The organism is Azospirillum sp. B510 (genome assembly GCF_000010725.1).
GTDB lineage: Bacteria > Pseudomonadota > Alphaproteobacteria > Azospirillales > Azospirillaceae > Azospirillum > Azospirillum lipoferum_B.
On record NC_013854.1, the window covers coordinates 161,770 to 183,254 of the forward strand.

Sequence of the window (21,485 nt, forward strand, 5' to 3'; positions counted from 1 at the left end):
AGGGAGCAATCGGTGGGGGCGGGCGCTACCCCTTTTTCCCGATCCCAGGCGGTCCGGCGGGAGGAGGTCGTGGCGGCGTTTCCCCACCGATACCCTTTCCGCGCCGATGGTCTTGCATGGCTTTCGGCCCTGCCTACATCTTCGGCAGCATCCTTGCGGATCGCACAGTTGCGTGGATCGGGCAGGGGGATCGAGTCGGCCGGGCTGCCTCGCGGACGGTTGGCGGGAGAGAGGGGAGCATCATGGATTTCGAGCAATACACCGAGCGCAGCCGCGGGTTCATCCAGGCCGCGCAGACCCTGGCGGTGCGCCGTGGGCATCAGCGCCTGACCCCGGAACATCTGCTGAAGACCCTGCTGGACGACAAGGAGGGCCTCGCCGCCAACCTGATCCGTACGGCGGGCGGCGATCCCCAGGCGGCCCTGTCGGCGGTCGATGCCGAACTGGACAAGCTGCCGAAGGTCGAGGGCAGCGGCGCCGGCCAGCTCTATCTGACCCCCGAACTCTCCCGCCTGTTCGAACAGGCGGAGAAGGTCGCCGAGAAGGCCGGCGACAGCTTCGTCACCGCCGAGCGCATCCTGCTGGCGCTGGCCATGGCCGACGGCACCCCGTCGGCGCGCGCGCTGAAATCCGCCGGCGTGACGCCGCAGGCGCTCAACACCGCGATCAACGACATCCGCAAGGGCCGCACCGCCGACAGCGCCAGCGCCGAGCAGGGCTATGACGCGCTGAAGAAATACGCCCGCGACCTGACCGCCGCGGCGCGCGACGGCAAGCTCGATCCCGTCATCGGCCGCGACGAGGAAATCCGCCGCACCATCCAGGTGCTGGCGCGGCGCACCAAGAACAATCCCGTCCTGATCGGCGAGCCCGGCGTCGGCAAGACCGCCATCGTCGAGGGGCTGGCCCAGCGCATCGTCAAGGGCGACGTGCCGGAAGGACTGAAGAACAAGCAGCTGTTGTCGCTCGACCTCGGCGCGCTGGTGGCCGGCGCCAAATATCGCGGCGAGTTCGAGGAGCGGCTCAAGGCGGTGCTGTCGGAAATCCAGGCGGCGGCCGGCGAGATCGTCGTCTTCATCGACGAGCTGCACACGCTGGTCGGCGCCGGCAAGTCGGATGGCGCCATGGACGCCTCCAACATGCTCAAACCCGCGCTGGCGCGCGGCGAGCTGCATTGCGTCGGCGCCACCACGCTGGACGAGTTCCGCAAATACATCGAGAAGGACGCGGCGCTGGCCCGGCGCTTCCAGCCGGTCTTCGTGTCGGAGCCGACGGTGGAGGACACCATCTCGATCCTGCGCGGCCTGAAGGAGCGCTACGAGGTCCATCACGGCGTACGCATCACCGACAGCGCCATCGTGTCGGCGGCGACCCTGTCCAACCGCTACATCACCGACCGTTTCCTGCCCGACAAGGCGATCGACCTGATCGACGAGGCGGCGAGCCGCCTGCGCATGGCGGTGGACAGCAAGCCGGAGGCCATCGACGAGCTGGACCGCCGCATCATCCAGCTGAAGATCGAGCGCGAGGCGCTGAAGCGCGAGCAGGACTCGGCGTCGCGCGACCGGCTGGTCACCCTGGAGCGCGAGCTGTCCGAGCTGGAGCAGGAGTCGGCCGAGCTGACCGCCAAGTGGCAGGCCGAGAAGGACCAGCTCCAGGGCGCGCAGAAGATCAAGGAGGATCTGGAGAAGGCGCGCACCGAACTGGAGACGGCGCAGCGCGACGGCAATTGGGGACGGGCGGGCGAGCTGGCCTATGGCGTCATTCCCGGCCTGGAGAAGGCGCTGAAGGACGCGGAGGAGCATGCCAGCAGCCGCATGCTGAACGAGGAGGTCCGGGACGGCGACATCGCCGCCGTGGTCAGCCGCTGGACCGGCGTGCCGGTGGACAAGATGCTGGCCGGCGAACGCGAGAAGCTGCTGGCGATGGAGGAGAAGCTGCGCGGCCGGGTGATCGGCCAGGACGAGGCGATCGTCGCCGTGTCCAACGCCGTGCGCCGTGCGCGGGCCGGGTTGCAGGACCCCAACCGCCCGATCGGCTCCTTCCTGTTCCTCGGTCCGACCGGCGTCGGCAAGACCGAGCTGACCAAGGCGCTGGCCGAATTCCTGTTCGACGACGAGACGGCGATGGTCCGGCTCGACATGTCCGAATATATGGAAAAACACTCCGTCGCCCGCATGATCGGCGCGCCTCCGGGCTATGTCGGCTATGAGGAGGGCGGGGCGCTGACCGAGGCGGTGCGCCGCCGGCCCTATCAGGTCGTGCTGTTCGACGAGGTGGAGAAGGCCCATCCCGACGTCTTCAACGTGCTGCTTCAAGTGCTGGACGACGGCCGTTTGACCGACGGGCAGGGCCGCACCGTCGATTTCCGCAACGTCGTCATCATCATGACCTCCAACCTCGGCTCGCAGGCGCTGGCCGAGCAGGCGGAGGGCGAGGACAGCGCCGCCGTGCGCGACGAGGTTATGGAGGCCGTCCGCGCCCATTTCCGGCCGGAATTCCTCAACCGCCTGGACGAGATCCTGCTGTTCCACCGGCTCGACCGCCGGCATATGGGCGGCATCGTCAAAATCCAGCTCGGCCGCCTGACCAGGATGCTCGCCGACCGCGAGATCACGCTGACGGTGGACGAGGCGGCGACCGAATGGCTGGCCGAGGCCGGTTACGACCCGGTCTATGGCGCGCGTCCGCTGAAGCGGGTGATCCAGCGCGAGTTGCAGAACCCGCTGGCGACCCTGATCCTGGAGGGCCGGATCAAGGACGGCCAGACGGTGGCGGTCGGGGCCGAAGCCGGTTCGCTGACCATCGACGGCCAGCCGGTCGGCGGGCTGGTCCGCAAGGGCTGACGCTCCGCCAGTTCCCCTCTCCCCCGCTGCGCATGCTTGGGGGAGCGGGGGGGGTCAGCCCCGGCGCAGATGCATCTTGCCCAGGCCGCCCAACGCGTCGAACAGTTGGCGGAATTGGGTGAGGAACTGCTCCCAGGTCACCTTGGCGGTCGGCTCGATGGCGGCGTGCAGGGCGCCCAGGTTGGTCCCGCCGTCGATCCGCGACAGGATCGGCCCGGCCAGCCGCGGCAGGGGCAGCGCGACCACGCCGCCCATCAGGTCGAACTCCAGGCCGCCGCCGGGCGGCACCGCCTTCGCCACCGCCGGGCCGTCGATGTCACGCAGGATCGGCACAATGTCGGGCCCGTCCGGCTGGATGCGGGCGGCGTCGACATCGGTGGGACGCAGCAGATAGGCGATGTGCTTGGTGAAGGCGCCGGTGACGCGCTCGGTCCAGGCGGCGCGTTCCAGCATGCCCATGCCCTCCAGCCGCTTCAGAACGCGGGCGTCCTTGACCCACAGCGACGGCTCGTAGCGCAGCGGGTCGATCAGCGTCGCGATGGCGAGGCCGGCGCTGTCCGCCAGCTCCGCGAGCTGCGGCACGCCGTAGGGGCGGTCGCAACTGTGCAGCAGCAGGTCGTAGAGGTTGGCGTCGGCCAGCCGGTGGTCGCTGATGTGCGGGTTGTTCAGCAGCCAGTTGGTCGGCGGCAACGCCTGGATCAGCCGGCGGGCCAGCGCCACCTTCTCGGCCGGCGGCAGCCCCTCGGTCATGCCGCGCAGCGCCTCCTGCATCGGATAGACGCCGGTGCGGCCATAGGGGGCGTAGACCATGAGGCCGATGCCGCCGCCGGGCGCCAGCGCGCCGGCCAGCGAGCGCAGGCCGGCCGCCGGGTCGTCGAGATGGTGCAGCACGCCGCAGCAGTCGATGTAGTCGAACGGCCCGGCTTCGGCCGTGACCTCGCCCAGCTCCAACAGCGAGCCGCGGCGGAAAACGATGTTGCTCAGGCCGCGCGCCTTGGCCCGCGCCTCGGCGATGGCGCGGCTGGCGTCGGACAGGTCGATGTAGGTGATGCGGCCGGGATTGCCGGCATCGGCCATCTGCTGCGCCAGCATGACGGCGCCGTCCCCCGTGCCGCCGCCGGCCACCAGCACGCGCAGCGGCTTGGAATGGTCGATCCGGCCGCCGAAGACATGCTGGACCAACTCGTCCAGATGGCTGGGCGAGCCGGTGATCAGGCGCTTGGACTCGTCGGCCGGGTTGCGCGCCGGGTAGGGATAGGCTTCGTACTGGGCGCGCAGGTCGTCGATGCTCATGGGGGACTGCTCATAGGGAACGGGCGCGGCGACCATAGCACCGCGCCCGCCCGATGGCAGCCGTCCGGTCGTGTCCGCTCGGGGTGATCTCAGTCGGCGAGCGGAACGCAGATCTCGGTCAGCCACTCCGCCGGCGGCAGGGCGCGCGGGTTGTTGAGATATTCCTCGTAGCAGGGGGCGTCGCCCGGCGCGTGGCCGCTGTTGGGCAGCCACTCGCCATAGAGCCAGCGATAGACCGCGCCCAGTTCGGCATAGGGGCCCTGGTGCCGCACCACCGCATGACGCCCGCCGGGGATGTCGACCACGCGGATCATCCCGTCCTCCACGACTCCCAGATCCAGCATCAGTCCGGCGAAGGAGCGCAGCTCCTCCGGCTTCACCGAGTCGGGATCGTCGTAGTAGATGGCGAAGCTGCGGATGTGGGGACCGATCAGCCCCTGCTTGGACGCCCAGGCATAGAGCCGGTCGAAGCTGACGCCGATGGTCATGTAGGGGCCGCGATGCGGCAGCCCGACGACGCGGTGGGCGGGCAGATCGCGGATTTCGACCTCGTGCATGCTGTCCTCCATTCGATGGTTGGCGGTTCGATGGCCGGTCGGGACTGGAGGATTGAGCCGCCCACGCCTGCGGTAAGCGGCCGGTGTCGCGCCATAACCTTGCCCGAAGGCGCGGGTGAAGGCCTCGACGCTGCCGTAACCCGCACGCCGGGCGATGTCCGGGATGGCGATGCTGTCGCGCACCAGATCGCCGGCCGCCCGGTGCAGGCGAAGCCGGCGCAGGGTCTCCGCCGCGGTCTCGCCGGTGATCGCCCGGTAGACGCGATGGAAATGGTAGGGCGAGAAGCAGGCCACCTCCGCCAGCCGCTCGAGGTCGAGCGGATCGTCCAGATGGTCGGCGATATAGGCCACCACCCGTTCGGTCCGGTCGCCATAATCGAGCCGCGTGCCGGGCTTGGCCGCGATGGCGGAACAAGGCACCGGCGGTTGCGCGGACAGGCGATCATGGATCTCGGGGGTCTCATGGGTCATGGGTCGGCGTCCTCCAGTCCCGCCGATGCTAACCGGCGGCCGCTTGATCGCGCTTGCGGAGTTGAGCCGCCGGCCCGGCCCGTCGTCGCCCGGCGCTCATGCCGGCGAGCTTGCCTCGGGCGGGTGGTGGCGGCAAGCTCACGCCCGGTCATATCCTTACCTGGAGCGGCGGGTTCTTCATGCGTGGTTATTTCGGGATCGGGGTGGAGCGGATCAGCAAGCCGGGCAATGTCGGCAACCTGATGCGCACCGCCCACGCCTTCGGCGCCTCCTTCTTCTTCGCCATCGATCCGGAACCCGATCTGCGGGAGACGAAGCTGGTCGATACCTCCGGCGCCACGCTGCATCTGCCGCTCTACATCCATGACCGGGTCGCCGACTTCACCCTGCCGAAGGATTGCGCGCTGGTCGGGGTGGAACTGACCGACGATGCGGTCGAACTGCCCAGCTTCCGCCACCCGTCGCGCGCCGCCTATGTGCTGGGGCCGGAGCGCGACAGCCTGTCGCCCGCCCTGCTGGAGCGCTGCGACCATGTGGTGAAGATCCCGATGTCCTTCTGCATCAATGTCGGCGTCGCCGGGGCGCTGGTGATGTATGATCGCATGATCTCGCTCGGCCGCTTCGCCGAACGGCCGGTGCGCCCCGGCGGCCCGCTGGAGCCGCCGTCGCTGCACAAGCACGGCAAGCAGATCATGCGCAAGGCCGATCGCCGCCGCCGCATCCGCGGCGAGCAGAGGCCCGTCGAGGAGGATGGCGACGAGTGAGGATGCAGGGGTAGGTCAGAGCGGCAGCGGATCCTCCGCGGCGACGGCGCAGATCCGCTGCACCACCGCGGGCTTGGGCAGGGTGATCTCGCCCTGTTCGAAGGCCACCACCTGGAGCGTGCCGCGCACCGCCTCCAGCAACTCGCCCCGGCGCAACAGGAAGTCGGGGGAGGAGGGGCGGCCGAAGCGGGCGTTGCCGTCGGCGAAGGTCTCGTAGATCAGCACGCCGCCCGGCTCCAGCGCCGCCAGGATGGCGGGAAACAGCGGCCGGTGCAGGTAGTTGGTGACGATGATCCCGGCGAAACGGCGCTCCGCCGGCAAGGGACCATTCAAGGGACCATTCAAGGGGCCATGGCCGCCCGCCGAGTCGCCACCTTCCAGATCGGCCTGGACGAGAGTGACGCCCGCCTTCCCCTCCAGATCGGCGACGCCGGCAAGGTCGCGGTCCAGACCGACCACCGGATGGCCGCGCCGGCGGAACAGCCGCAGATGCCGTCCGCCGCCGCAGGCGAGGTCGAGAACCGGCCCGCCCGCCCGCAACAGCGGGGCGAATCGCTCGACCCAGGGGGAGGGTGGCGAGAGCGGATGCGGCGTGGGCATGATGGAAGTTCCCTTGGCGGACTTTTCTTGGGGCGCGCGGAACGATATCACAAGAGGTACGGACAATTGAGCAGGGCGGCGTTTGACGGCGCGGCCCGGCCGTGCTGAATTAGGGCAAATTCCCGAGTCGCGCCGCAACCCGGACCGGCACGCCGGGGCGCACCTTCCAGCTGCGGGTTAGTTTGGGGCTAGTGGGGACATGATCCTCTTCGCGTTGAGATGCTCGGCCGACCATCGGTTCGAGGCCTGGTTCCGCAACGGTGCCGCCTATGACGAACAGGCGGCGGCGCATCAGATCGCCTGCCCGATCTGCGGCGACACCATCGTCGGCAAGGCGCCGATGGCCCCGCGCATCGCCAAGGGCGTCGCCAAGGCGGCCGACCGTGCCCGCGAGCAGGCCGAAGCCGTCGCGGCGGACAGCCCGCCGGCCGCGCCACAGCCCAACGCCGCGGCTCCGGTCCCCGCGGCTCCGGTCCCCGTGCCGGTGCCGCTGCCCAACGTCTCCGACATGGTCGCCGCCCTGCCGGCCGGCCTGAACGACGCCCAGCGCGAGGCGGTGGCGGAGGTCATGCGGCAACTGACCGAGGTCCGGCGCAGTGTCGAGAAGAACTGCGACTATGTCGGCGACCGCTTCGCCGAGGAGGCCCGCCGCATCCATTATGGCGAGACCGACCCGCGCGGCATCTATGGCGAGGCGTCGGACGAGGAGGTCGCCGAACTCCACGACGAGGGTGTGACATTCCACCGCATCCCCTGGATTCCACGCAGCGATTCCTGACGGCACGCCAGCGCGGCGGGCCTTGTGGCGGGGCCATTGATTCCCAACGAAACCGTTTGAAACACTGACTTCCAAAAAGGCGCGCCCACCCTCGGGCGCGCCTTTTCCCATGCGCCTAGCGCCTTGCCCAGCCTTGGCTTTTCAGGATCGGCCTTCCCATTGGCGCGTTCGAATCGACCAAGGTAGGGGGTGCATCCAACAATGATCTGTATCAAACAATTGGGCAGGTCAAGGGCGTACGAATTACGGGGAGAAACCCGGACGCGACGGCCCGGACGGCAAATGCCCGCTGGTTCAGAAGATGCTGTCTCTGGTTCGGAAGACGGTGTCTTGGCGGACCGCCGAACATTGCCGGCACTCGATGAGGGGACGCACATGAGTCAAAACGCGCAACGGATTGTGAACAATCCAAAATTCCAGGAACTGGTGGCGAAACGCTCCGCCTTCGCCTGGACTTTGTCGATCGCCATGCTGGTCATTTATTTCGGATTCATTCTGCTGGTGGCGTTCGGAAGGAATTTCCTGGGCACGCCGATCGGCTCCGGCGTCACCACCTGGGGCATTCCCATCGGCGTCTTCACCATCCTGTCCGCCTTCATCCTGACCGGCATCTACGTGCATCGGGCGAATGGCGAGTTCGACGAGCTGAACCGCCAGATCCTGGAGGAGTCGAAGTGATGCGCGCCACCACCCGTCTCGCCACCCCGGTCGCCGCGGCGGTGGCCGCCGCCGGCGCGCTGCTTCCCACCACCGTCCTGGCCGACGCCATCGGCGGCGCCGTGCAGAAGCAGGCGACCAACTGGTCGGCCATCCTGATGTTCCTGGCCTTCGTGCTGTTCACGCTGGGCATCACCTACTGGGCGGCCCGCCGCACCAAGTCGGCCAAGGACTTCTACGCCGCCGGCGGCGGCATCACCGGCTTCCAGAACGGCCTCGCCATCGCCGGCGACTATATGTCGGCGGCCTCATTCCTGGGCATCGCCGGCCTGGTGTACGCCTCGGGCTTCGACGGCCTGATCTATTCGGTGGGCTGGCTGGTCGGCTGGCCGATCGTGCTGTTCCTGGTGGCCGAACGGCTGCGCAACCTCGGCAAATACACCTTCGCCGACGTCGCCTCCTACCGTTTCCAGCAGACGCCGATCCGTTCGCTGTCGGCCTGCGGCTCGCTGGCGACCGTCACCTTCTACCTGATCGCCCAGATGGTGGGGGCGGGCAAGCTGATCCAGCTGCTGTTCGGCCTCGACTACATGGTCGCGGTCGTCATCGTCGGCGTGCTGATGATCGGCTACGTCACCTTCGGCGGCATGCTGGCGACGACCTGGGTGCAGATCATCAAGGCGGTGATGCTGCTGTCCGGCGCCTCCTTCATGGCCTTCATGATCCTGGCCAAGTTCGGCTTCAGCCCCGAGGCGATGTTCAAGGCCGCCGTCGAGGCCCATCCGAAGGGGCTGGCGATCATGTCGCCGGGCGCGCTCGTCACCGATCCGGTCTCCGCCATCTCGCTCGGCATGGCGCTGATGTTCGGCACCGCCGGCCTGCCGCACATCCTGATGCGCTTCTTCACCGTCGCCGACGCCAAGGAAGCCCGCAAGTCGGTCTTCTACGCCACCGGCTTCATCGGCTACTTCTACATCCTGACCTTCATCATCGGCTTCGGCGCCATCCTGATGATCCTGGCTCCCGACGCCAACAACGCCTATCCCTTCCTGACCGCGGCCCCGGCGGCCGGCGTCAAGGCGGTGGTGGCCAACGTCATCGGCGGCACCAACATGGCGGCCATCCACACCGCCCATGCGGTCGGCGGCGACCTGTTCTACGGCTTCATCTCGGCGGTCGCCTTCGCCACCATCCTGGCGGTGGTCGCCGGTCTGACGCTGGCCGGCGCCTCGGCGGTCTCCCATGACCTCTACGCCTCGGTCTTCGCCAAGGGCCGCGCCAACGAGGCCGACGAGATCCGCGTGTCGAAGATCACCACGGTGGCCATCGGCATCCTGTCGATCATCCTGGGCATCGCCTTCGAGAACCAGAACGTCGCCTTCATGGTCGGTCTGGCCTTCGTCATCGCCGCCTCGGCCAACTTCCCGATCCTGCTGATGTCGATGTTCTGGGGCAAGATGACCACCCGCGGCGCCGTCATGGGCGGTGCGCTCGGCCTGATCTCCGCCATCGTCCTGCTGGTGCTGGGTCCGACTGTCTGGAAGGCGGTGCTGGGTCATCCGGAAGCGATCTTCCCCTACGACAACCCGGGCGCCTTCACCATCCCGCTCGCCTTCCTCGGCATCTGGTTCTTCTCGATCACCGACAACAGCGCGCAGGCCCAGAAGGAGCGCAAGGACTTCGAGGCCCAGTATATCCGGTCGCAGACCGGCCTGGGCGCCGAGGGTGCGTCCGCCCACTGAGCGGCCCGCTGATATCGATGGGGTAACCGGGCGGAGCGGGAAGAACGGGGAAGGGATCGCGACTCGCACCGCATCCCTTCCCAGGAAGAAAAGGCTCCAGCCCGTGCGGTGAACGAACCACGCCGCCAAATGTCGCACCCGCTTCCGGCCTTCCGCCCGGCGGGTGTATCCTGAAAGGCGCCACCGGCCGCGATCCGGTGGCGCTTTTTTCATGCCCCGCCCTCCCGCGACGGAGCCTGCCCGTGCAGCACGCGATGCCGACCGCCTGTCCGGATTTCGACTTCGGGCAGCCTCCCTTCGATCTGCTGACCGACGAGCAGCGGGCGGCGCTGGCCGGCGCGATGGACATCGCGCTCTACCCGCCCCATACCGTCCTGCTGTCGCGGGAGGAGCCGACCGACTCGCTGTTCGTCGTCCTGCGCGGGACGGTGCAGGAACGCCGCGGCGGCGAACTGGCGGCCGTCCATGGGCGGGGCGACCGCTTCGGTCTCCAGGCGCTGTATGGCGGGGCGGGCGGAGCCGGCCGCCGTTTCGTCGCGGCGGACGAATGCGCCTGCCATCTGGTCCCGCGCGTGGCGCTGGAGGCGCTGGCGGCGGAGAATCCGGCCTTCGGCGCCGCCATCATCGGCGATTTCGCCCAGCGCATGCGCGATCTCGCCGCCCAGCGCTCCAACCGCGAGATGGCGGCGCTGACCATGGCCCGCATCCGGCAGGCCTATCTCCATCCGCCCTTGTTCGTCGATGCCGGCGCCAGCCTGCGCGACGCGGCCGAGGCGATGAAGCGCAACCGCGCCAGCAGCGTGCTGGTGCGTGGGGCGGATGGCGCCGTCGGCATCCTGACCGGCACCGACCTGCGTGACCTCGTGGTGCTGGAGGGGCGGCCGGTGACCGATCCGGTGGGGCCGCTCGCCCGCTATGGCTTGCTGACGCTGGACCGCGACGACCTGCTGTTCAACGCGCTGGTGCTGATGACCCGCCATGCGGTGCGCCGGGTGGTGGTGACGGAGGCCGGCGCCATCGTCGGGCTGTTGGGGCAAAGCGACCTGCTGGCGGTGCTGTCCAACCATTCCCAGGTCATCGGCGTGCAGGTGGACCACGCGGCCGACCCCGCCGACCTGCGGCGGGCCAGCCGTTCGGTGGTCGAGCTGATCCGCACGCTGCACGCCACCGGGGTCAAGGTCGCCGTCATCGCCGATCTGGTGACGGAGCTGAACCGCCGCATCTTCCGCAAGCTGTTCGAACTGCTGGCCCCGCCGGAGCTGCTGGCGAACAGCTGCCTGATCGTGATGGGCAGCGAGGGACGCGGCGAACAGCTGCTGAAGACCGACCAGGACAATGGCCTGATCCTGCGCGACGGCTTCGACTGCCCCGATCTGCCGCGCATCGCCGCCGACTTCACCCGTCATCTGGTCGATTTCGGTTATCCGCCCTGTCCGGGCAACATCATGCTGTCGAACCCGGAGTGGACGCGGCCGCTCGCCGGCTACAAGGACGCGATCTTCGGCTGGATCCACCGTCCGGACGAGGCGGCGCAGATGAATCTCGCCATCTTCTACGATGCCGCTCCGGTGGCCGGCGACGCCACGCTGCTGGCGGACGCCAAGGAGTATCTGCTGGGCCGGTTGCAGGACAACCAGATGTTCTTCACCCATTTCGCCCGGCCGGCCCTGTCCTTCGACACGCCGAGCGGCCTGTTCGCCGCCCTGTTCGAACGGCGCCGGGCGGAGCCGGTGGACATCAAGAAGGCCGGCATCTTCCCCATCGTCCACGGCGTGCGGGCGCTGGCGCTGGAGAAGCACCGGGCGGAGACCAACACGGTCGAACGCATCCAGGTGCTGGCCGAGCTGGGGGCGCTGGAGCGCCGGATGGCCGCCGATCTGGTGGAGGCCTTCACCATCCTGTCGACCATCCGGCTGAAGGCGCGCGTCGACCTGCCCGATGAGGAAAACGGAGAGGATGGCGGGGAGGGGGCGGATCTGGCGATCGACAATCTCGTCCACCCCGACCGTCTGGGCAAGCTCGACCGCGACCAGTTCAAGGACTGCCTGGCGCTGGTGAAGAGCTTCAAGGAGCTGATCGCCCACCATTTCCGACTGAACCACTGAGGCGACGGCGATGGGCGGTTCCGATCACAGCGATGGCGGCCATGGCGCCGACCGCCGGGAGCATGTCGCGATCCATTGCGAGGCGACCAGCTTCGATCCGGGGACGGCGCGGCCGGTCGCCGTCGCCGCCATCCGCATCCGGGGCTTCCGCATCCTGACCGGCGGCGCCCTGCTGCTCCATCCCGGCGGCGACATCGGCGTGGCCGAGGCCGGCGACCGGCTGCACGCCTTCATCGGCGGCCGCCCGCTGGTCGGCTATTATCTGGATTTCTCCGTCGCCCTGGCGGAGCGCCTGACCGGGCGGCCTTTGCCCGACGAGCGGGCGGAGGTGTCAAGCCTCTATTACGACCGCAAGATCCGCAGCCTGTCCAAACAGGCGGTCGATCTGCGGCTGGACAGCCTGATCCGCGACCTCGACCTGCCGGTGCGGCCCGGCGGCGCCTTCGGCACGGCGCTGGCCGCCGCCATGGCGTGGCTGCGGCTGACCCAGGACGGGCGCTGAAGGACGGGCGCTGAGGGGGGCGGGAGAGGGGATTACCCGACCCGCTCCACCGTGAAGGCGCGGTCGTGGGTCAGCGACGGGACCATGCCGCGGGCCTCCGCCACGCGGTCGAGGTCGAGGTCGGCGGTGATGATGCCGACCTCGGTGCCGGCATCGGCCAGCACCTCGCCCCAGGGGGCGACGATCAGGGAATGGCCGTAGGTCTGGCGGCCCTGGTCGTGGCTGCCGGTCTGGGCCGGGGCGACGACGAAACAGCCGGTCTCGATGGCGCGGGCGCGCAGCAGCGTATGCCAATGGGCGCGGCCGGTCGGCACGGTGAAGGCGGCCGGCACCGTCAGGATCGACGCCCCCGCCTGGGCCAGCGCCCGGTAGAGAGCGGCGAAGCGCACATCGTAGCAGACGGTCATGCCGATGCCGCCCCACGGGCTCGACGCCACCACCGCCCGCTCGCCCGGCCGGAAGGTCGCCGATTCGCGGTAGCTCTCGCCGTCCTTCAGCGTGACGTCGAACATGTGGATCTTGTCGTAGGAGGCGACGATCCGCCCGCCGGCGTCGAACAGGTAACTGCGGTTGGCGGCCCGCCCGTCGTCGAGCAGGACATGCAGGGTGCCGCCCAGGATCCAGGCCCCGGTTTCCCGCGCCAGATCGGCGAAGGCGGGGATGCCGGGATGCTCCGCCTCGCTGCGGACACGCCGCATGGTCTTGTCGCGGCCCTGGACGATCCAGCCGACATTCTCCGGCAGGGCGATGAAGGCCGCCCCGGCGTCGCGGGCGCGGCGGACGAGGTCGCCCGCCGTCCGCAGGTTGGGCTCAAGCTCCGTCCCGGCATTGACCTGGATGCAGGCGGCCTTCAGCACGCCGCCATTGATGGGCGGGGCGCCGCTCATGCGGCGATGCCCAGCAGCGGGTCGAGCTTGCCGGCGCGGTCCAGCGCGTGGATGTCGTCGCTGCCGCCATAGGGCTTGCCGTCGATGAAGATCTGCGGAACGGTCGTCCGGCCTTCCGCCCGCTCGATCATCTCGCCGCGGCGTCCCGGCTGGGCGTAGAGGTCGATTTCCTCGTAGCTCACCCCCTTGCCGTCGAGCAGGCTCTTGGCCCGCATGCAGTAGGGACAGAAGGGCGTGGTGTAGATGACGACGTCGGCCATGCCACTGGGCTCCTGTTGGATGTGGGGAGACTATAGGATCAACCCACGGGAGGCGCCAGACGTTGCGGCCCGCGCGCGACGCCGGTCAGCCTCGCCGGACGCGGCCCTTTTCCGGTGTCAGCGCTGCACCACGCGCGCCAGCGTCAGCACGTCGACCCTCGCCGCGCCGGCGCGCAGCAGGACCCGCGTGCATTCCGCCAGGGTCGCTCCGGTGGTCATCACGTCGTCGATCAGCACCAGCCGCTGTCCCGCCACCGACTGGCCCGGCCGCAGGCAAAAGGCGCCCTTGACGTTGCGGTGCCGTCCCCGGCGGTCCAGCCCGCCCTGGGTCGGGGTGGAGCGCCGGCGTTGCAGCAGGTCGGGGGTGGCCGGCACGCCGCTGTGTTTCGACAGGGCCTGGGCCAGCAGGGCCGCCTGGTTGTAGCGGCGGTGGAACAGGCGGGCGCGGTGCAGCGGCACCGGCAGCAGCCGGTCGGCGTCGGCCAGCAGTTCCTTTCCGGCGCGGGCCAGCCAGAGGCCGTAGGAGCCGGCGGCATGGATGCGGTCGCCATGCTTGAAGCCCAGCACCAGCGGCCGGCTGCCGTCGTCATAGGCCAGGACGGCGCGGGCGCGGGCGAAGGGGGGCGGGGCGGCCAGACAGGCGCCGCACAGCGCCCCCTCCTGCGCCTCATACTCGAAGGGCAGGCCGCAGCGGGCGCACAGCGGCGGGGCGATGAAGGTCAGCGTGACCCAGCAGGCGGCGCACAGGCCGCCCTGCCGGTCCACCGCCTCGCCGCAGCCGAGGCAGCGCGGCGGCAGCAGGGCGTCCAGCAGCAGCCCCGCAGCACCGGCGGCGGCGCGGCCCAGTCCGGCGAGGGAGGTGGCCAGGGGAGGGAGGGACCGCATCGCCGTGGCCCGGTCACTGCAACATGGCGATGCGTTCGAAGATGACGCCGGTGTAGTCGCGCAGCGCCAGATAGATCGCCGGGCCGGTGACGAACAGGATCAGCAGGGTGGCGAAGAACTTCATGTCCTGCTGGATCGAGGATTCGTTGATGTTGGTGGCGGTCTGGACCAGCATCAGCCCCGCCGACAGCAGGGCGGTGAGGCCCAGCGGCGGCAGCGAGATCTTCAGGATGACCATCAGCGCCTCGTGGCTGACGGCGATGGCCTCGTCGATGCCCATGGCGTGGCTGTCCCGATGGAGAATGGTGGCGTGGAGATGGTGGCTGTCCTGCGAGTGTAGCACGGTTGTCGCGCCGCCGGGCTGGGGTATAGTGCGGCCATGACGAATCCCGACAGCATGACCGTCTTCGACCGTGCGCTGGTCCGCCGCCGCCGCGACCGCGCCGTCGCCGAATTCACCGACCACGCCTTCCTGTTCGAGGAGATCGCCGACCGGCTTGCCGACCGGCTGGAGGACGTGATCCGCCCCTTTCCGCTGGCGCTGGACGTCGGCTGCCATGACGGGGCGATGGGACGCATCCTGAACGGCCGCAAGGGGATCGAACGGCTGGTCGCCTGCGACCTGTCGCCGGACTTCGCCCGCGCCGCCGCCGGTCCCGGCAGCGGCACCATCGCCGCCGCCGCAATTGCAGCCGACGAGGAGTTCCTGCCCTTCGCCGCCGGCAGCTTCGACCTCGTGGTCAGCAATCTCAGCCTGCATTGGGTCAATGATCTGCCGGGCGCGCTGGTGCAGATCCGGCAGGCGCTGAAGCCCGACGGCTTCTTCTGCGCCTCCATGCTCGGCGGCCAGACGCTGGCCGAGCTGCGCCGCTGCCTCTACGAGGCGGAGATGGAGGTGTCGGGCGGCGTCTCCCCCCGCGTGTCGCCCTTCGCCGAGATCAAGGATGCCGGCGGGTTGCTGCAACGCGCCGGCTTCGCCCTGCCGGTGGTCGACAGCGACGTCATCACCGTCACCTATTCCGACGCCTTCGCCCTGATGCGTGAGTTGCGCGGCATGGGCGAGACCAACGCCGTGCTGGCGCGGCGCAAGGTGCCGGCCAGCCGCGGGCTGCTGTTCGACGCGGCCCGGCGCTATGCCGAACTCTATGCCGAGCCGGACGGGCGGATTCCGGTGACCTTCGAGGTGCTCTATCTCGCCGGCTGGTCGCCGCATGAGAGCCAGCAGCAGCCGCTGAAGCCCGGCAGCGGGCAGGTTCCGCTGGGCGACGCGCTGAAGGGCGGCGGTTGCGGCATCCACTGAAACCGGCTGATCCGATCGGGACGGGGGGCTGGTTCAGGCGACCAGCTTCCACGCCATCCAGCCCAGCACCCCGGCGTTCACCAGCATGATCGCCGGGGCGGCGCGGGCGACGGCGGTGCGCCAGGTGCGGCCGGCGATATGCCCGGCCAACCCCACCGCCAGCAGGCTCGGCATCGTGCCGAGCGCGAAGGCCATCATGCCGATGGCGCCGGTGAGCGCGCTGCCGCTGGCCGCCGCCACCGCGACGGCGCCATAAAGCATGCCGCAGGGGATGAAGCCCAGCGCCACCCCCAGCCCATAGCCGCGCCAGCCGGTCGGGTTGCCGAACAGCGGCCGGGCGAAGGCGGATACCCGGTCGCTCCACCAGCGTCGCAGCCGGCCCTCACCGGGCGACCGCGGTTTCGGCAGCCAGGACAGGGCGCCGCGCGCGGCATAGCCGAGGAAGAACAGCGCCGCCAGCGCCAGCAGAGCCACCGACAGCCAGCGCAGGCCCGGCAGCGCCCCGACATGGCCGGCCACCGAGGCCGACAGCGCGCCGATCAGCGCATAGGTCGTCGCCCGGCCGGCATGGTAGGGCAGCACGGCGGCCCCGGTCAGGCGGCGGAACTCCGACATCGCCGCCAGCGGCACCCGCTCCAGCCGCGCCGACACCTGGGCCAGCACGAAGGGGCCGCACATGCCGGCGCAATGGGTGGTGCCGCCGACCAGCCCGGCGGTCAGCAGGGCCAGCAGCAGCCCGCCGTCGCGGTCGATGACCACGGCGCACTGGTTCAGTCCGGCATCCAGCAGCGACAGGGCGTCCAAGGGCGGGTGTCTCCGGGTCGGGAACGGAGGGCGATCTTAGGGGGGAGAGGCGGCTACCCCAATGACGTGGGTCAATGGATTGGCGGGTGTGGGGGAAAGCGACCGGGAACCGCTTTGTCTGGGGGGAGTGCAACCGCGGCAAACATCGCCTCATCGCGGTCGCTTAACCCCACGGTCTCAGGCCAGCAGGCGGGCGATGGGCGGGCGGCTGGGGTGGAGCACGACGCCGTCGTCTGCCGGTTCGACCTTGGCGTCCGGGTAGGCGGCCAGCGCATATTGCAGCGCCTGCACGAAGCGCGGCTTGAAATGCTTCATCTGGTCGTAACCGGCACCGAACTGGGCATAGAGCGACGGCCAGGAGATCGGCTGCGGCCGGCTCAGCGAATGCAGCCGGTAGGCGAGCCAGACATAGAGGTCGAGGCTGAGCGAGCGGTCCTTCAACTGCCGCACCGCCTCCTCCAGCAACGGGACCGGGTGGTCGCGCAGGGCCTGGAAGAAGGTCTCGTCCAGCTGGACCACGTCGTTCCACAGCGTGCCCTGGCGGTCGTCGCCGAGATCATCGTGGAAGATCAGGCCGCGCTTGACGATGCCGCCCTTCTCGAAGACGTCGGCATCCTCGCCGTCCCAGAAGAATTTCAGGGTGCAGGCGGAGATGCGCAGCGACTGCTCGCGGAAGCCGCGGAAGGTCTCGCCGCCGACGCTGATGCCCATGCGGGTCAGCCAGTCGCGCATGGAGCGGCCGAGCTCGACCTCGCGCCGGCCGGTGCGCACCGCCTGGGTCTGCAGATAGATCAGGATCATCCGCGCCCGCGCGCCATAGGGCACGCCGAACAGCTTCATCCGGCCATTCACCTTCAGCCGGCCCGGCTCGACCAGCAGCGTCACCTGATGGCCGCGCTTCTCCCACGGCATGTCGTCGGCCAGCTTCTTGTGCGGCAGGCTGGTCAGGCAGAAGCCGCTGTAGGTGATGCCGAGATGCTGGTTCTCGTCCGCCAGGATGTCGGCGGCGATGTCCACCAGCGTCCGCTCCTCGGGCCGGACCAGGGCGCGGGCCTTGTCCCGACCATGCTCGATCACAAGCCTGTGTATGTCGCCCATCGCGCCCTCGCCCGGATGTTGTGGCATCCTGGTGAGCGGCGGGCGCTGGAGTCAATGTGGGGTTAGGCGACCAGGCTACTCGACGGTTAGTTGTTTGACCTGTTAGTTGAGTCGCCGCTTTTCCCCATGGGGAAAGCCCGAGTCGCGCCGCTTTTCCCCACGATTCGGCCGCTTTTCCCCACGGGGGACGGGGTGGACAAAGGGCGACGGTCGCTTTTCCCCAAGGGGCCTCGGGCGGCGACTCGCGCCGGTTGCGGAGGGACTCGGGAGACGGATGGTCGCTTAACCCCACGGGTGGGGCATTCGCCAGCCGAGGCCTCCTCAATGGCTCATCAGCACCGGGACCGTCATGTGCCGCAGGATGAAGCGGGTCATGCCGCCGAGAACCAGTTCGCGAAAGCGCGAGCGGCCATAGGCGCCCATCACCAGCAGGTCACAGCTCTCGTCGGCGGCCATGTTCAGCAGGGTGTCGCCCGGCTCGACCACGTCGGTGGCGACATGGGTGGCTTCGACGCGGCAGCCGTGGCGGGACAGGTGGCGGGCGATGTCGGCGCAGGGTTCGTCGCCCAGACCGTTCGGGCCGGGTTTCGGATTGGCGGCCATCACCACGACCCGCTTGGCGGCGGCCAGCAGGGGCATGGCGTCGCCGACGGCCCGCGCCGCCTCGCGGCTGCCGTTCCAGCCGATCAGGATCCGCTCGCCGATGCTGGCGAAGCGGCCGGCATAGGGCACGACCAGCAGCGGCCGGCCGCATTCGAACAGAAGGTCGGCCGGCTGGGCGACGGGCTGGTCGCGGTCACGGTCGGGGTCGGGTTGCCCGACCATGATCAGGTCGGCATAGCGGCCGCGCACCGCCGCGCTGATGGTCGGGTCACCTTCCTGCACCAGCCATTCGGAGCGGTCGGTCAGGCCGTGGCGGCGGATCGTGTCGTCGAAGGCCGCCGTCATCCGCTCCGTCTGTTCCTTGCGGGACTGGCGGCGGCTGTCGCGCAGCTCCTGTGGGATTTCCGCCTCGATGTAGCCGGGAAGCACGATGTCGGTGAAGGCATAGAGCGCGGTCAGGTGCGCATCGCACCGGGCTGCGAGCCGTGCCGCGAGGTCGAGACGCGCTGCGGACGCGGGCGTATCGTCGACGACGACCAGGAAATCCTTGATAGCCATGGTGTGAGTCCTGCCCAGAATGTGATTTTTGGCGTTGCGGTCGGGGGGCGTCGTGGCCGGAGTTTCCACGGTCAGGGCTGAGCCGGGCCCGGTGATCTCCTCGGCTGTGTTGCCCCCACTTCCAATGGCAGTATAAATCCGTGTCCGTCCGCCCATATCTTTCCATTACAGGGCACAGCCATACCGTTCCCGCGTTCCTGCATCGCACAAGAGTGACGGTTTATCGACCTTTCATCGTGCGCCGGATATCAGATGCAATCACAAGGGGCGGCCGATACGACAGAGAACGAAAGTGATTCCACGCTTGTTTCCGAGCGGAGCGGAAAGAGCGGATGCCTATCCCGGAGATATGCAACCCCGGCTTGAATGAATACTATTATATGCTGTTGGTCACGTCTGGCTGTGTCTGCCGCTTCGCCTGTAGAAATGTCCAAGATATGCCGCACTAAGGCAGCTTTGGTTTTGACGGATGGGTGACACTTCGCGTAAGTGTTGGGTATCGATTTCCTGATGAGTACCCCGCTCTATCATCGCCATGAGTCCAGATCCCCGAATCACTGCGCTTGCCGAGGCTTTATCGGGTGCTGCTTCGGGCGTGCCCGGGCTGGATGCCCTGCGTCAGATTCTCGAGGCGATGACGGTGAAGGTGGCGCTGTTGGACACGCAACGGCGGTACATCTATGCCAACCCCGCCTATTTGGAGATGGTGGGAACGACGCTGGACAAGGCGGTCGGCACCACGCTTGGCCAGTTCATGGGGCCGGAGTTGCAGCGCGGCTCGCTGGCGCGGGCGGAACGCGCGCTGGCGGGGGAGACGGTGCAGACGGAGGGCTGGATCACCCAGACCGACGGCCAGCAGCGCTACCTGATGCGGATGCATGCGCCGTACCGTCTCGGGGACGGCAGCATCGGCGGTTACTTCGTCATTCTGCAGGATGTTACCGACCGTCGGCAGATGCAGGACGACCTCTTCCGCCTCGCCTATTACGATCCCGTCACCGGGCTGGCCAACCGCCTGATGCTGCTGAAGCATATGGCGGATTACAGCGGCATGGGCGAACCCTTCACGCTGGTCATTCTGGACATCGACCGTTTCGCCGAAATCCGCAGCAGCATGGGGCAGGGCTTCGCCAACGAGCTGCTGGATGGCCTGGCGCAACGGATGGCGGCGCGGGCCACCGCCTTCGATCTGATCGCGCGCGTCAGCGACCATGCCTTCGCCATGCTGGCCGGCGGGGCCTGTGACCGGCCGGTGCTGGAAAGCGCCATCGACGATCTGGCGGCGGTGGTGCGTTCCGCCCGTTCCAGCTCCGGCGGCACGGTGTTCCTGTCCGCCAGCATCGGTGTCGCCGTCGCGACGCCGAGTCACGAGCGGCCCGACGACGTGCTGCGCGATGCCGAGATCGCCACCGCCCGCGCCCGCGAGCAGGGCGGCGGCCGGCAGGCCTGGTTCGACCCGGCGATGCAATCCCATGTGGTCGAGCAGGTGCGGCTGGAGCATGATCTGCGCGGCGCGCTGGTCAGCGGCAACGATCTCTGGGTCGCCTACCAGCCGATCGTCGAGATGGTGACCGGCGGGTTGGCCGGGTTCGAGGCGCTGATGCGCTGGAACCATCCCGAACGCGGCAACATCCCGCCCGGCATCTTCATTCCGATCGCCGAGAGCACCGGTCTGGTGCTGTCGCTCGGCACCTGGGTGCTGCGGCAGGCCTGCCTCCAGATCGCCGAGTGGCAGGACCGCCGCGAGCCGGGTTCCGCCCCGCTGTTCATGAGCGTCAACCTATCCTCCCACCAGCTGTCGGATCCCAATTTCGTCCAGGTCGTGCGCGAGGTTCTGCGCGAGACCGGGGTGGAGCCGTCCTGGATCAAGCTGGAGCTGACGGAAAGCGCGGTCATGGACAAGGCGGAACAGTCGATCCGCCTGCTGCGCGATCTGCGGGCGCTGGGCATCAAGCTGTCGATCGATGATTTCGGCACCGGCTATTCGTCGCTGTCCTACCTGCACAAGCTGCCGATCGACAGTCTCAAGGTGGACCGCTCCTTCGTTTCGGCGATGCATCAGTCCGAGGAAAACCGCGCCATCGTCCGCATCATCATGGATCTGGCGCGGCTGCTTGGCTTCGACGTGATCGCCGAGGGGATCGAGACCAGCGCCGACGCCAACCTGCTGCGGGCGCTGGCCTGCGATTACGGTCAGGGCTACCACTTCGCCCGCCCGCTGCCGCCCGATCAGGCGGGCAAGCTGGTCGGCGGGCCGTTGCCCTGGCAGATGCCGCGGTGACGGTCCGCCGCCGACCGCCCTCGCCCCCTCATTTCCCCCGGACGAACTTCGGCGTGCCTGCGGCACTGGGCAGCAGGCGGATGGCGTAGGGGCTGGTTCGGCTCAGCGCCACCGCCTGCGCCGGGCCGGGCACCATCTCGTGATAGCCGACGATCAGGTCGGCTCCGGCCTGCCGCACGCTGTCGATGGTCACACCGTAGCCGGCGGTGTCGCGTGGCCCGAGGAAGACCGCGACCGCCATCCGTCCGCCGGGCAGCGAGGCCGGGGCCGGCTCGCCGACCCTGGCCCACAATGCCGACCATTCGCCGGCATCGCGGGCGACGACATAGGCGCGCTCCGCCGCACCGCTGCGGTCGCCCTCCCAGACGCTGCCGGCCTCCGCCTGGGCCGGCAGCAGATTGCCGTCGGTGCCGCCGCCGCTCTGGCAGGCGGCCAGCAGCAGCGAGGGCGGGAGCAGCAGCGCGATCAGGCGGAGACGGAACGGCATCTTCATG

General features: G+C 69.0%; 20 protein-coding genes. 9 read left to right on the top strand and 11 right to left on the bottom strand.

What is annotated here, in order from left to right; genetic code table 11:
• Window positions 1-242: 242 nt before the first annotated feature.
• Complete coding sequence (gene clpB / locus AZL_RS00780) at window positions 243-2,846, top strand: ATP-dependent chaperone ClpB (RefSeq protein ID WP_012972772.1); 2,604 nt, start codon at window positions 243-245, stop codon at window positions 2,844-2,846.
• A gap of 54 nt (window positions 2,847-2,900) precedes the next feature.
• On the opposite strand, the gene AZL_RS00785 is transcribed toward clpB, so the two are convergent.
• Both AZL_RS00785 and AZL_RS00790 read right to left on the bottom strand, forming a co-directional pair.
• Complete coding sequence (locus AZL_RS00785; RefSeq protein WP_042443343.1) at window positions 2,901-4,139, bottom strand: class I SAM-dependent methyltransferase; 1,239 nt, start codon at window positions 4,137-4,139, stop codon at window positions 2,901-2,903.
• Between the two features lie 89 nt (window positions 4,140-4,228).
• On the bottom strand, window positions 4,229-5,167 hold the full coding sequence (locus AZL_RS00790) for an AraC family transcriptional regulator (RefSeq protein ID WP_012972774.1): 939 nt from the start codon (window positions 5,165-5,167) through the stop codon (window positions 4,229-4,231).
• Between the two features lie 179 nt (window positions 5,168-5,346).
• On the opposite strand from AZL_RS00790, the gene AZL_RS00795 reads away from it, so the two are divergent.
• Window positions 5,347-5,931, top strand: a complete 585-nt coding sequence (locus tag AZL_RS00795) for an RNA methyltransferase (RefSeq protein WP_012972775.1) — start codon at window positions 5,347-5,349, stop codon at window positions 5,929-5,931.
• A 15-nt stretch (window positions 5,932-5,946) separates the two neighbouring features.
• Here the strand turns inward: AZL_RS00795 and AZL_RS00800 are convergent, their stop codons facing one another.
• Window positions 5,947-6,531 (bottom strand): class I SAM-dependent methyltransferase, encoded by a 585-nt coding sequence (locus tag AZL_RS00800; RefSeq protein ID WP_012972776.1) that lies wholly within the window; start codon window positions 6,529-6,531, stop codon window positions 5,947-5,949.
• Between the two features lie 199 nt (window positions 6,532-6,730).
• On the opposite strand from AZL_RS00800, the gene AZL_RS00805 reads away from it, so the two are divergent.
• From AZL_RS00805 to AZL_RS00825, 5 genes are all read left to right on the top strand, one after another.
• A complete protein-coding gene (locus AZL_RS00805) occupies window positions 6,731-7,309 on the top strand; it encodes a DUF1178 family protein (RefSeq protein WP_012972777.1) in 579 nt (192 codons plus the stop codon).
• Window positions 7,310-7,684: 375 nt separating this feature from the next.
• On the top strand, window positions 7,685-7,987 hold the full coding sequence (locus tag AZL_RS00810; RefSeq protein ID WP_012972778.1) for a DUF485 domain-containing protein: 303 nt from the start codon (window positions 7,685-7,687) through the stop codon (window positions 7,985-7,987).
• Window positions 7,987-9,708: a cation acetate symporter gene (locus AZL_RS00815; protein WP_042442263.1), complete on the top strand. Its 1,722-nt coding sequence runs from the start codon at window positions 7,987-7,989 to the stop codon at window positions 9,706-9,708. The genes AZL_RS00810 and AZL_RS00815 overlap by 1 nt, the downstream gene beginning before the upstream one ends.
• 242 nt (window positions 9,709-9,950) lie before the next feature.
• Window positions 9,951-11,813 carry a DUF294 nucleotidyltransferase-like domain-containing protein gene (locus AZL_RS00820; RefSeq protein ID WP_148219148.1) on the top strand — a complete coding sequence of 621 codons (1,863 nt, stop codon included), beginning with the start codon at window positions 9,951-9,953 and terminating at the stop codon, window positions 11,811-11,813.
• Between the two features lie 10 nt (window positions 11,814-11,823).
• The gene (locus AZL_RS00825; protein ID WP_012972781.1) at window positions 11,824-12,315 is read left to right on the top strand and encodes a DNA polymerase III; all 492 of its coding nucleotides are present in this window, start codon (window positions 11,824-11,826) and stop codon (window positions 12,313-12,315) included.
• A gap of 32 nt (window positions 12,316-12,347) precedes the next feature.
• Here the strand turns inward: AZL_RS00825 and AZL_RS00830 are convergent, their stop codons facing one another.
• The 4 genes from AZL_RS00830 to AZL_RS00845 form a co-directional block, all read right to left on the bottom strand.
• Window positions 12,348-13,202 carry a carbon-nitrogen hydrolase family protein gene (locus AZL_RS00830; RefSeq protein ID WP_012972782.1) on the bottom strand — a complete coding sequence of 285 codons (855 nt, stop codon included), beginning with the start codon at window positions 13,200-13,202 and terminating at the stop codon, window positions 12,348-12,350.
• The gene (gene grxC, locus AZL_RS00835) at window positions 13,199-13,462 is read right to left on the bottom strand and encodes a glutaredoxin 3 (RefSeq protein WP_012972783.1); all 264 of its coding nucleotides are present in this window, start codon (window positions 13,460-13,462) and stop codon (window positions 13,199-13,201) included. The genes AZL_RS00830 and grxC overlap by 4 nt, the downstream gene beginning before the upstream one ends.
• A 117-nt stretch (window positions 13,463-13,579) precedes the next feature.
• On the bottom strand, window positions 13,580-14,347 hold the full coding sequence (locus AZL_RS00840; protein ID WP_012972784.1) for a ComF family protein: 768 nt from the start codon (window positions 14,345-14,347) through the stop codon (window positions 13,580-13,582).
• Window positions 14,348-14,360: 13 nt separating this feature from the next.
• Complete coding sequence (locus tag AZL_RS00845; RefSeq protein WP_247894239.1) at window positions 14,361-14,690, bottom strand: flagellar biosynthetic protein FliQ; 330 nt, start codon at window positions 14,688-14,690, stop codon at window positions 14,361-14,363.
• Between the two features lie 36 nt (window positions 14,691-14,726).
• Between AZL_RS00845 and AZL_RS00850 the strand changes: the two genes are divergently transcribed.
• Window positions 14,727-15,647: a methyltransferase domain-containing protein gene (locus tag AZL_RS00850; RefSeq protein WP_012972785.1), complete on the top strand. Its 921-nt coding sequence runs from the start codon at window positions 14,727-14,729 to the stop codon at window positions 15,645-15,647.
• Window positions 15,648-15,680: 33 nt separating this feature from the next.
• Here AZL_RS00850 and AZL_RS00855 read toward each other — a convergent pair whose 3' ends face one another.
• From AZL_RS00855 to AZL_RS00865, 3 genes are all read right to left on the bottom strand, one after another.
• A complete protein-coding gene (locus AZL_RS00855) occupies window positions 15,681-16,451 on the bottom strand; it encodes a sulfite exporter TauE/SafE family protein (protein ID WP_042442268.1) in 771 nt (256 codons plus the stop codon).
• A gap of 177 nt (window positions 16,452-16,628) precedes the next feature.
• Window positions 16,629-17,549, bottom strand: coding sequence for a replication protein RepA (locus AZL_RS00860; RefSeq protein WP_012972787.1), 921 nt, complete (start codon window positions 17,547-17,549; stop codon window positions 16,629-16,631).
• Between the two features lie 321 nt (window positions 17,550-17,870).
• Window positions 17,871-18,710: a universal stress protein gene (locus tag AZL_RS00865; RefSeq protein WP_012972788.1), complete on the bottom strand. Its 840-nt coding sequence runs from the start codon at window positions 18,708-18,710 to the stop codon at window positions 17,871-17,873.
• A gap of 595 nt (window positions 18,711-19,305) precedes the next feature.
• Between AZL_RS00865 and AZL_RS00870 the strand changes: the two genes are divergently transcribed.
• A complete protein-coding gene (locus AZL_RS00870) occupies window positions 19,306-20,991 on the top strand; it encodes a putative bifunctional diguanylate cyclase/phosphodiesterase (RefSeq protein ID WP_247894240.1) in 1,686 nt (561 codons plus the stop codon).
• Window positions 20,992-21,019: 28 nt separating this feature from the next.
• Here the strand turns inward: AZL_RS00870 and AZL_RS00875 are convergent, their stop codons facing one another.
• Window positions 21,020-21,484, bottom strand: a complete 465-nt coding sequence (locus AZL_RS00875; protein WP_012972790.1) for a protease complex subunit PrcB family protein — start codon at window positions 21,482-21,484, stop codon at window positions 21,020-21,022.
• Window position 21,485: the final 1 nt, after the last annotated feature.

Excerpts from the sequence above, each read along its gene's own strand:
- AZL_RS00790 (WP_012972774.1), bottom strand. The coding sequence starts at position 5,167 with ATGACCCATGAGACCCCCGAGATCCATGATCGCCTGTCCGCGCAACCG.
- AZL_RS00815 (WP_042442263.1), top strand. The coding sequence starts at position 7,987 with ATGCGCGCCACCACCCGTCTCGCCACCCCGGTCGCCGCGGCGGTGGCC.
- AZL_RS00805 (WP_012972777.1), top strand. The coding sequence starts at position 6,731 with ATGATCCTCTTCGCGTTGAGATGCTCGGCCGACCATCGGTTCGAGGCC.
- AZL_RS00810 (WP_012972778.1), top strand. The coding sequence starts at position 7,685 with ATGAGTCAAAACGCGCAACGGATTGTGAACAATCCAAAATTCCAGGAA.
- AZL_RS00830 (WP_012972782.1), bottom strand. The coding sequence starts at position 13,202 with ATGAGCGGCGCCCCGCCCATCAATGGCGGCGTGCTGAAGGCCGCCTGC.
- AZL_RS00800 (WP_012972776.1), bottom strand. The coding sequence starts at position 6,531 with ATGCCCACGCCGCATCCGCTCTCGCCACCCTCCCCCTGGGTCGAGCGA.
- AZL_RS00875 (WP_012972790.1), bottom strand. The coding sequence starts at position 21,484 with ATGAAGATGCCGTTCCGTCTCCGCCTGATCGCGCTGCTGCTCCCGCCC.
- grxC (WP_012972783.1), bottom strand. The coding sequence starts at position 13,462 with ATGGCCGACGTCGTCATCTACACCACGCCCTTCTGTCCCTACTGCATG.
- AZL_RS00860 (WP_012972787.1), bottom strand. The coding sequence starts at position 17,549 with ATGGGCGACATACACAGGCTTGTGATCGAGCATGGTCGGGACAAGGCC.
- AZL_RS00865 (WP_012972788.1), bottom strand. The coding sequence starts at position 18,710 with ATGGCTATCAAGGATTTCCTGGTCGTCGTCGACGATACGCCCGCGTCC.
- AZL_RS00840 (WP_012972784.1), bottom strand. The coding sequence starts at position 14,347 with ATGCGGTCCCTCCCTCCCCTGGCCACCTCCCTCGCCGGACTGGGCCGC.
- AZL_RS00850 (WP_012972785.1), top strand. The coding sequence starts at position 14,727 with ATGACGAATCCCGACAGCATGACCGTCTTCGACCGTGCGCTGGTCCGC.
- AZL_RS00785 (WP_042443343.1), bottom strand. The coding sequence starts at position 4,139 with ATGAGCATCGACGACCTGCGCGCCCAGTACGAAGCCTATCCCTACCCG.
- AZL_RS00795 (WP_012972775.1), top strand. The coding sequence starts at position 5,347 with ATGCGTGGTTATTTCGGGATCGGGGTGGAGCGGATCAGCAAGCCGGGC.
- clpB (WP_012972772.1), top strand. The coding sequence starts at position 243 with ATGGATTTCGAGCAATACACCGAGCGCAGCCGCGGGTTCATCCAGGCC.
- AZL_RS00825 (WP_012972781.1), top strand. The coding sequence starts at position 11,824 with ATGGGCGGTTCCGATCACAGCGATGGCGGCCATGGCGCCGACCGCCGG.